Source organism: Aquitalea pelogenes (assembly GCF_001515305.1).
Taxonomy (GTDB): Bacteria; Pseudomonadota; Gammaproteobacteria; order Burkholderiales; family Chromobacteriaceae; genus Aquitalea; species Aquitalea pelogenes.
Window position 1 is genome coordinate 1 of the sequence record NZ_LNQV01000105.1, and the last position, 1,887, is coordinate 1,887.

The 1,887-nt window shown below is 58.3% G+C and carries 2 protein-coding genes; both read left to right on the forward strand.

Annotation, left to right across the window (positions count from 1 at the left end; translation table 11 throughout):
- On the forward strand, nt 1-936 hold a 936-nt coding region (locus AWT75_RS20350), incomplete at its 5' end, for a chemotaxis protein (protein ID WP_062791573.1).
- A 34-nt stretch (nt 937-970) separates the two neighbouring features.
- Nucleotides 971-1,887, forward strand: a 917-nt coding sequence (locus tag AWT75_RS20355) for a chemotaxis protein (RefSeq protein ID WP_062791575.1), incomplete at its 3' end; no start/stop codon positions are given.

Genomic DNA, 1,887 nt, shown 5'->3' on the forward strand with positions numbered 1-1,887 from the left:
AAAAAAATCGATGCCAGAACAAAACTGGCAGGGACCAACAAGCTGGAAATCCTGCTGTTCTCCCTGGGTCACGACCAGCGTACCGGGAGGAAGGAAGTCTTCGGCATCAACGTCTTCAAGGTCCGCGAAGTCATGCGGACGCCCGAAATCACTTCCGCACCCGAAATGCCCTCCTCGGTTGAAGGCATGGTCAGCCTGCGTGGCTCGCTGGTCCCGGTCATCGACCTGGCCAAGTACGCCGGCATCGTCACCAGCAACAAGCCCGAAATCATGATCGTCACCGAGTACAACGGCCACACTCAGGGCTTCCTGGTCGAGGCGGTTGATACCATCCTGCGTCTGGACTGGTCTGCCATGCGCGTGCCGCCGGACATGATCACCAACCGCATGGCCGGCCTTGTCACCGCTGTCACCGAGCTGGATCAGGGCACGCTGGTAATGATGATGGACGTGGAAAAAGTGCTGGCGGAAACCTCGCTGGTGGACGACTCCCATCACTTCATCAATATCGAGCCGGTGAAAGAAGAACGCATGATCTTCTTCACCGACGATTCCGCCGTCGCCCGCAAGCAGATCGAGCGCACGCTGGACGCCATGCAGGTGAAATACGCTTACGCCATCAACGGCATGCGTGCCTGGGAAGAGCTGCAAAAAATGGCCATGCAGGCCGAACTCTCCGGCAAGCGCTTGTGTGAAACCCTGCATCTGGTGCTGACCGATGTGGAAATGCCGGAAATGGATGGCTACATGCTGACCAAGCTGATCAAGAGCGATCCGCGTTTTGCCGGCATTCCGGTGCTGATGCACTCCTCGCTGTCCGGCAGCTCCAACCAGAAGCTCGGCCAGTCGGTGGGCGTGGATGAGTATGTGTCCAAGTTCGAAGCCCAGAAGCTGTCGATGAAGTTGCGCGAAATGCTCAAGCTGACCAACAACTAAACCAGAACAGACTTCATCCGGGAGAGGTATTCATATGTCAGCCACTGACGCATCCCTGCTTGCCAGCGTGGACGCCCGCACCAAGCTTGCCGGCTCCAACAAGATGGAAATCCTGCTGTTTTCGCTGGGTACCCGCGAAACCTTCGGCATCAATGTATTCAAGGTGCGCGAGGTGTCGCAGACCCCCGCCATCACCAAAACCCCCAACATGCCCTTTGGCGTGCAGGGCGTGCTGTCGCTGCGCGGCAATATCATTCCGGTGATTTCGCTGGCCCGTTTTGTCGGCTCCGAGCAAAGCGGCCGCAAGTTCGACACCATGATCGTCACCGAATTCAACAAGAGTACCCAGGCTTTCCTGGTGGATTCGGTGGACCGCATCATCCGGGTGGACTGGGACCGCGTGCGCGCCCCGGAAAACATGATGAACAGCAGCGCCACCAACTCCAACCTGATCACCGCCATCACCGAGCTGGAAGACGGCAAGCTGGTTTCCATCCTGGACGTGGAGCAGATCCTGGCCACGGTGGTGGGCGAACCGCGTCTGCCGGAAATTCCGCAAGCCCAGCTGGAGAGCGACCAGTACCTGTTCTTCGTGGATGATTCGGTGGTGGCCCGCAAGGAAATCACCAGCGTGCTGGAGAAGATGGGCATCAAGTTCCAGCAGGCCACCAATGGCCGCGAAGCCTGGGAGCGCCTGCAGGTACTGGCCAGCCGCACCTGGGGTGAGGACGAGTGCCTGCACGATTACCTGAAGATCATTCTGGTGGATGCGGAAATGCCGGAGATGGACGGCTATGTGCTGACCAAGCTGATCAAATCCGATGTCCGCTTCAAAGGCATCCCGGTTATCATGCACTCCTCGCTGTCGTCCAATGCCAACAAGGCCATGGGTTCCAGCGTGGGGGTGGATGCCTATGTTGCCAAATTCGACCCGGCAATCCTGGCTGAAAC